Annotated in this window: 7 protein-coding genes; 4 read left to right on the top strand and 3 right to left on the bottom strand. The window is 71.9% G+C overall.

The annotated features are described in order from the left end of the window. The first annotated feature begins 117 nt into the window (after positions 1–117). Positions 118–597, top strand: a complete 480-nt coding sequence (locus C2L58_RS22985) for a MarR family winged helix-turn-helix transcriptional regulator (RefSeq protein ID WP_103339679.1) — start codon at positions 118–120, stop codon at positions 595–597. Positions 598–599: 2 nt separating this feature from the next. Then, positions 600–1,040, top strand: coding sequence for a hypothetical protein (locus C2L58_RS22980; RefSeq protein ID WP_103339678.1), 441 nt, complete (start codon positions 600–602; stop codon positions 1,038–1,040). On the opposite strand, the gene C2L58_RS22975 is transcribed toward C2L58_RS22980, so the two are convergent. The 3 genes from C2L58_RS22975 to C2L58_RS22965 all read right to left on the bottom strand — a co-directional run bounded on the left by C2L58_RS22975 (position 1,037) and on the right by C2L58_RS22965 (position 4,891). Further along, a complete protein-coding gene (locus tag C2L58_RS22975) occupies positions 1,037–1,600 on the bottom strand; it encodes a TIGR03086 family metal-binding protein (protein ID WP_103339677.1) in 564 nt (187 codons plus the stop codon). The genes C2L58_RS22980 and C2L58_RS22975 overlap by 4 nt on opposite strands. A 73-nt stretch (positions 1,601–1,673) precedes the next feature. Next, on the bottom strand, positions 1,674–2,861 hold the full coding sequence (locus tag C2L58_RS22970; protein WP_103339676.1) for a class I SAM-dependent RNA methyltransferase: 1,188 nt from the start codon (positions 2,859–2,861) through the stop codon (positions 1,674–1,676). Beyond that, positions 2,858–4,891, bottom strand: coding sequence for an APC family permease (locus tag C2L58_RS22965; protein WP_199191392.1), 2,034 nt, complete (start codon positions 4,889–4,891; stop codon positions 2,858–2,860). The genes C2L58_RS22970 and C2L58_RS22965 overlap by 4 nt, the downstream gene beginning before the upstream one ends. 92 nt (positions 4,892–4,983) lie before the next feature. On the opposite strand from C2L58_RS22965, the gene C2L58_RS22960 reads away from it, so the two are divergent. Continuing rightward, positions 4,984–5,649: a potassium channel family protein gene (locus C2L58_RS22960; RefSeq protein WP_103339675.1), complete on the top strand. Its 666-nt coding sequence runs from the start codon at positions 4,984–4,986 to the stop codon at positions 5,647–5,649. Further along, a complete protein-coding gene (locus C2L58_RS22955; RefSeq protein ID WP_003067924.1) occupies positions 5,646–6,302 on the top strand; it encodes a potassium channel family protein in 657 nt (218 codons plus the stop codon). Before C2L58_RS22960 ends, C2L58_RS22955 begins: the two co-directional genes overlap by 4 nt. Positions 6,303–6,780: the final 478 nt, after the last annotated feature.

Below are 6,780 nucleotides of genomic sequence, written 5' to 3'. Positions count from 1 at the left end.
AACGGCACCCACTACCGCCACCCCGAACCCACTCCCGTCCCCGCCGCGGCTTGACAACCACATAGGGACACCTCCCATCGCCACCGTGTGCGCGCCAACTCGAGGTAAACTCGTTTCATGCCGCAACGAAATGAACCTGCCGAACTCGCCCGGGCCGTCATGGAGCTCATCGACCAGGGGCATCGGCGGATCTCGCGGCGCCTCGACCTCACCCGCCTCCGCGTGGTCGGGCTGCTCGCCGCCCAGGGCCCGATGCGGCCGCGCGACATCGCCGGCGCACTCGACCTCACCGCCTCCGCCACCAGCCGGCACCTCACCGCTCTCGAGCGGGAAGGGGCGGTGGCCGTCGAACCGGATCCGGACGACTCGCGCACCTTTCTCGCCGGCGTCACCGCGGACGGCCGCGCCGGGATCGAGGCCGCCGTCGATGCCGGTGCCGCCGTCTTCGCGCGGGTCATCGCCGACTGGCCCGACGAAGACGTCACTGCCGCGCGCGTGCTCGTCAGCCGCCTCAACGAGGCCTGGGCGCGGCACGGCGACAGCGCCGCCCCACCCGCGGTCCCGGGCTGGCAGCGGGCTCGTCACAAGGACGCCTGACCGTGGCACCGCGGAGCCTGCCGGCACCCGTCCGGGCCGCCCGGGCGCTGCTGGCCCTCGTCGGGCTCGGCCACCTCGTCATCCCGGCCGTCATGGGGGCGCGCGAAGACACGCTGCGCGACCAGATCGCCGCTCGGCAGCCGGACTTCGGCACCGCCGAAGTCGCGCGCTCAGCCGATATCGCCGTGCTGTCCGGCGCCGTCTTCCACGGCATCCTGTTCGTCCTCTGTGTCCTCCTCACCGTCAAGCTCGCCACCGGCCGTCCGTGGACGCGCCGGCTCGCCACCGTCTCCCAGCTGCTGTCCGTGGTCTTCGGCTTCTTCTCCTGGTCGTCCTCGCCGATGTTCCACGTCGTCATCCCGGTGGCCGCCGCCGCGCAGCTCGCCGTCGTCGGCCTCGTCTGGCTGCCACGGCCCTCGCGGGATTTCTTCGCCACCTCCTAGCCGTTCACCGCCTTCCGGCCCAGGAACGCCGCCAGCTCGTCGGCCGCCGTCGGGTTCGGGGGTGGCGGGAGCTCCGGGCCGAACGGGCCGCCCGGCTGCCGTGGCGTCGCACCGAACCGGGTCCGCCACTGCTCCAGCGCCCGGGCCGCCAGCTCGGGCGCCAGGTCCGTCGGCTGTCCCGTCGCGTCCGCGATGTCCCAGCCGTGGGTGAGGTACTCGTTCACCCTCATGTGCACCAGGAACACGCCCGGCACCTCACCGAGCGGCGTCGTCACCTGCCGCGAGAACAGCCCCGGCTCGGCCAGCACCGCCCGGGCCGCCGAGACCGACGCGGTGAACGCCTCGACCGGCGACGAACCCAGGTAGTCGCCGTCCGGGGCCGGGGGGCCCGTGCCCGCCCAGAAGGCCACTTTCGCGTTGCCGTGCGCCAAATGGTTCACCACCGCGCGCACGTCCCAGTCCGGGCACGCCGTCGGGAGCGCCCACTGGCCGGCCCGGACCGCGGTGACCAGGCGGGTCACCGTCGAAGCTGCGAGGTCGAAGTCGTCGAGAGCAGTCATGGCACACAGTGTGCCGACCACCACCGACAGTTTTGAGCAGGCGCAGTTTTGAGAAGGCGCGGTGAAAGGCGAGTCAGGACAGCAGCGCCACGCACTCCACGTGGTGGGTCATCGGGAACGCGTCGAACGCCCGCAGGTCCGTCAGCGAATACCCGTGGGCCGCGAAGGTCGCCACATCGCGCGCCAGCGCCGCCGGATCGCAAGCCACGTAGACGATCCGGTCCGGGGCACCCGCCACGATGGACTCCACGACCGCCTTGCCCGCGCCCTTGCGCGGCGGGTCCAGGACCACGACGTCGACCGGCTTGGCCGCCGACGCCAGCACGTGCTCGACGCGCCCGGCCTGCCACGAAACCTGGGGCAGGTCCGCGAGGTTGCGCTCGCCGTCGGCGACCGCGCGCCGGCCGGACTCGATCGCCAGCACCCGGCCCGACGTCCCGACCTGGGCCGCCAGCACCGACGCGAACAGCCCGACCCCGGCGTAGAGGTCCCAGGCCGAGCCGCCCACCGGCGCCTCCGCCCACTCCGCCACGACCGCGGCCAGCGTCGACGCCGCCGCCGGGTGGACCTGCCAGAAACCGTGCGCGTCCAGGCGCCAGTCGCGGCCCGCCGCGTGCTGGACCGCGACCCCGCCGGTCAGCTGCCGCGCCCGGACCTTCCCGCGCACCGTCGACAGCTCGCGGACGTGCACCCCGCCGTCACCGTCCTGGGTGACCTCCAGCTCGCTGCCCGGCCGCCAGCGCCGCGCCAGGACGTCGTCGAGCTCGCCCGGGACGGCGATCGGGCAGTCGTCCAGGGCCACCACCCGGTGGCTGTGGTGCGCGCGCAGCCCCGCGCGCCCGTCGTGCCCGGCGACCAGCCGGACGCGGCTGCGCCAGTCCAGGGGCCCGCCGTCGAGCGCCTCGACGACGACTTCACGTTCGATGCCCGCCAGCCGCTGCAGCTGCTCGGCCACGACCGACGCCTTCAGCGAGCGCTGGTAGTCCGGGTCGGCGTGCTGCCAGTCGCAGCCGCCGCAGCCCCCCGGCACGGCCAGCGGACACGGCGGCGGAACCCGGTGCGTCGACGCGCTGAGCACCTCGACGGCGTCCCCGCGGCAGAACGAGCCGCCGTTGTCCTCGGTGATCTCGACGCGGACCTGCTCGCCCGGCAGCGCGTGCCGGACGAACACGACCCGCCCTTCCGCGCGGGCGACGCAGTGGCCGCCGTGCGCGACCGCGCCGACCTCGACCTCGAGGACGCGGCCCAGCCAGCTGGTCATTCGGCCGGCTCCTTGGGCTTCGGGGCCACGACCGGCTTCCCGTTGGGCGAGAACCCGCGGCGCACGTCGCCCGCGGCCGGGCGCTCGTTCCGGACCCGCGCGGCCGCCTTGGCCGACGACTCCAGCTGCCACGGCACGCTCGCCACGATCACGCCGGACTGGAACAGCAGCCGGCCCTTGAGCCGCAGCGCGCTCTGGTTGTGCAGCACCTGTTCCCACCAGTGCCCGACCACGTACTCCGGGATGAACACGGTGACCACGTTGCGCGGATTGTCCCCGCGCACGCGTTTCACGTAGTCGAGAACGGGCTTCGTGATCTCGCGGTAAGGCGATTCGACGACCTTCAGCGGCACCTTGAAGTTGTGCGCGTCCCACTCGGCGGTCAACCGGCGGGTGTCCGCATCGTCCACGTTGACCGTCACGGCTTCGAGCACGTCCGGGCGCATCGCCTTGGCGTAGGCCAGCGCGCGCAGCGTCGGCCGGTGCAGTTTGGACACCAGCACGATGGCGTGGTTGCGCGAGGGCAGCACGGTCGGGGTGTCGCCGAGATCCTTCAGCTCGTCGGCGACGCGGTCGTAGTGCCGCCGGATCGCCGTCATCAGCACGTAGATGGCCACCATCGCGGCGATCGCGATCCACGCGCCGAGCAGGAACTTGGTGATGAGCACGATCACCAGGACGGTGGCGGTCATGGTCAGGCCGATGGCGTTGACCGTCTGCGAACGCCGCATCCGCCGCCGCGCGCCCGGGTCGGTTTCCTTGGCCAGCAACCGGTTCCAGTGCCGGATCATGCCCGCCTGGCTCACCGTGAACGACACGAACACGCCCACGATGTAGAGCTGGATGAGCCGGGTCACTTCGGCGTCGAACGCGATGATCAGCACCAGCGCGAAGGCGGACAGGAACAGGATGCCGTTGGAGAACGCCAGCCGGTCGCCGCGGGTGTGCAGCTGCCGCGGCAGGTAGCGGTCCTGCGCCAGGATCGAGCCCAGCACCGGGAAGCCGTTGAACGCGGTGTTCGCGGCCAGCAGCAGGATGATGCCGGTGGAGAAGGAGATGTAGTAGAACGCCGGCGGGAAGTCGGCGAACACCGCGTGCGCGATCTGCGCCACGATCGTCTTCTGCTCGTAGCCGGCCGGCGCGCCCTCGAGCTGCCGCGCCGGGTCCTCGGCGAACTTGACGTCGGTGATCGTGGCCAGGGTGATGATGCCGACCAGCATGGTGACCGCGAGCACGCCCATCATCAGCAGCGTGGTGGCCGCGTTCTTCGACTTCGGCTTCTGGAACGCCGGGACGCCGTTGCTGATCGCCTCCACCCCGGTCAGCGCCGCCGCGCCGGAGGAGAACGCCCGCAGCACCAGGAACGCGTACCCGACGCCCGCGAAAGTGCCTTCGGCGGTCAGGGTGAACCCGGCGCTCTCGGCCTTCACCTCGGTGCCGGTGGCCGCCTGCACCAGGCCCCACACGACCATGACCAGGATGCCGATGATGAACCCGTACGTCGGGATCGCGAAGGCCTTCCCCGACTCGCGGATGCCGCGCAGGTTCAGCGACGTCAGCACCACGACGATGACGATCGACGCGAGCACCTTGTGCTGGGCGACCCACGGGACGGCCGAGCCGATGTTGGCCACACCGGACGAAGTGGACACCGCGACCGTCAGCACGTAGTCGACCAGCAGGGCGCTGGCCACTGTCAGGCCGAACCGGCCGCCCAGGTTCGTGTTGGCGACCTCGTAGTCACCGCCGCCGCTCGGGTAGGCGTGCACGTTCTGCCGGTAGGAGGCGACGACGACCAGCATGACCAGGGCGACCATGATGCCGATCCACGGCGCGAGCGCGTACGCGGACAGCCCGGCGACGCTCAGCGTCAGGAAGATCTCTTCCGGGGCGTAGGCGACGCTCGAGAGCGCGTCCGACGCGAAGATCGGCAGCGCGATGCGCTTGGGCAGGAGCGTGTGAGCGAGCCTGTCACTGCGGAACGGACGTCCGAGGACCAGGCGTTTCAGCACGGTCGGGAACTTCGACACCACGGAAGCGTAACGGGCGAGCGGCACGGTAGGTTCGGCGCTGGTAGGTAGGGGTGGCAACGGACGGGAAACCGCCGAGGAGGAGGCAGGGCGTGCACGTGGTGATCATGGGGTGCGGCCGGGTCGGCGCGTCCCTGGCCGCTGCGCTGGAGCGGCTCGGCCACGAGGTGGCCGTCATCGACAAGAACCAGCAGGCGTTCCGCCGGCTCGGCAGCGACTTCCACGGCCAGCAGGTCGTCGGCGTCGGCTTCGACCGCCGGGTGCTGATCGAAGCCGGCATCGAGCGGGCCGGCGCGTTCGCGGCGGTGTCCAGCGGCGACAACTCGAACATCATCTCGGCCAGGGTCGCGCGCGAGAACTTCGGCGTCGAGCACGTCGTCGCGCGCATCTACGACCACAAGCGCGCGGCCGTGTACGAGCGGCTGGGCATCCCGACGGTCGCGACCGTGCCGTGGACGACCGACCGGTTCCTGCGCAGCCTGCTGCCGGACGGCGTCGCGTCGGCGTGGCGGGACCCGTCGGGCAACGTCGCGCTGCTGCAGCTGCCGCTGCACGAAGGCTGGGTGGGGCACTCCGTCCGGTCCCTGCAGCAGGCGAGTGGCGCGCGGGTGGCGTTCATCATGCGGATGGGCACCGCCGTGCTGCCGGACACCAAGACGGTGCTGCAGGCCGACGACGTCGTGTGGGTGGCCGCGCGTTCCGGCACCGTCACCGACGTCACCAGTGTGGCCCACCGCGAACCGGAGGACGAGGCATGAGGGTCGCGATTGCCGGCGCCGGGGCGGTCGGCCGCTCCATCGCCGCCGAGCTGATCGACGGCAGGCACCAGGTGATGCTGATCGAGCGCGAGGCCGACCAGTTCGAGCCGCACGCGGTCGAGCAGGCCGACTGGGTGCTCGGCGACGCCTGCGAGGTGTCGATCCTGGAGGAGTCCGGGATCGAGCAGTGCGACGTCGTCATCGCCGCGACGGGCGATGACAAGGCGAACCTGGTGGTCTCCCTGCTGGCCAAGACGGAGTTCGCGGTGCGGCGCGTGGTGGCCCGAGTGAACAACCCGGCCAACGAGTGGCTGTTCACCGACGCCTGGGGCGTCGACGTCGCGGTCTCGACCCCCCGCATGCTGGCGGCGATGGTCGAGGAGGCGGTCAGCGTCGGCGACCTGGTGCGGCTGATGACGTTCCGGCAGAGCAACGCGAACCTCGTCGAGCTGACGCTGCCGGCGGAGACGCCGCTGGCCGGGAAGCCGGTGAGCGAGCTGACGCTGCCCCGGGACGCGGCGCTGGTGACCATTTTGCGGGGCGACCGGGTGATCGTGCCGCAGCCGGAGGACCCGCTGGAGCCGGGTGATGAGCTCCTGTTCGTGGCGACCGCGGATGTCGAGCCGGAGATCCGGACGGCGCTCGGGTACTGAGGTCTTGCTTGCGGAGGGCCCCTGGCGAGTTCGCCAGGGGCCTTTCCGCGGCCTGGCTCGGCTCCGCCCGGGCCTGGCTCGGCTCCGCCCGGGCCTGACCCCGCATGGCTTGGCCCGGTCCGGCCTGACTTGGCCCGGCCCGGCTTGGCCCGGCCTGGGTCGGCTCAGCCTTGCTCGGCTTCGCCCGGCCCGGCTTGGCCCGGTCTGGGCTCGTCCCGGCTCAGCCTGGCTCTGCTCGGCGGCGGAGCGAGTGGACGACCGGGGCGACCGGAAATGTCGGTGCCTGCCGGTAGCGTGGAAAACGGGGGGCGCCCCCGCGCGCCGGGGATCTCGGCGACTTCCGGACTTTCTCGCCCCCGCCCGATGTGGGCAGGGAGGGAAATCTCGGCTAGGCCGGTGACGAAACTATCGGCTTGGCCAGGCCGGAAATCTCGGCTTGGCCGGGACCGGGACTTTCCCGCTCGAAGGCGAGCGCCGA

This window comes from Amycolatopsis sp. CA-126428, assembly GCF_002904335.1.
Classification (GTDB): Bacteria; Actinomycetota; Actinomycetes; order Mycobacteriales; family Pseudonocardiaceae; genus Amycolatopsis.
This window is presented reverse-complemented; position numbering and strand designations above follow the sequence as displayed.

Bases quoted from the DNA above. Each gene is read 5' to 3' on its own strand.
- C2L58_RS22970 (WP_103339676.1), bottom strand. From the start codon at position 2,861: ATGACCAGCTGGCTGGGCCGCGTCCTCGAGGTCGAGGTCGGCGCGGTC.
- C2L58_RS22955 (WP_003067924.1), top strand. From the start codon at position 5,646: ATGAGGGTCGCGATTGCCGGCGCCGGGGCGGTCGGCCGCTCCATCGCC.
- C2L58_RS22985 (WP_103339679.1), top strand. From the start codon at position 118: ATGCCGCAACGAAATGAACCTGCCGAACTCGCCCGGGCCGTCATGGAG.
- C2L58_RS22975 (WP_103339677.1), bottom strand. From the start codon at position 1,600: ATGACTGCTCTCGACGACTTCGACCTCGCAGCTTCGACGGTGACCCGC.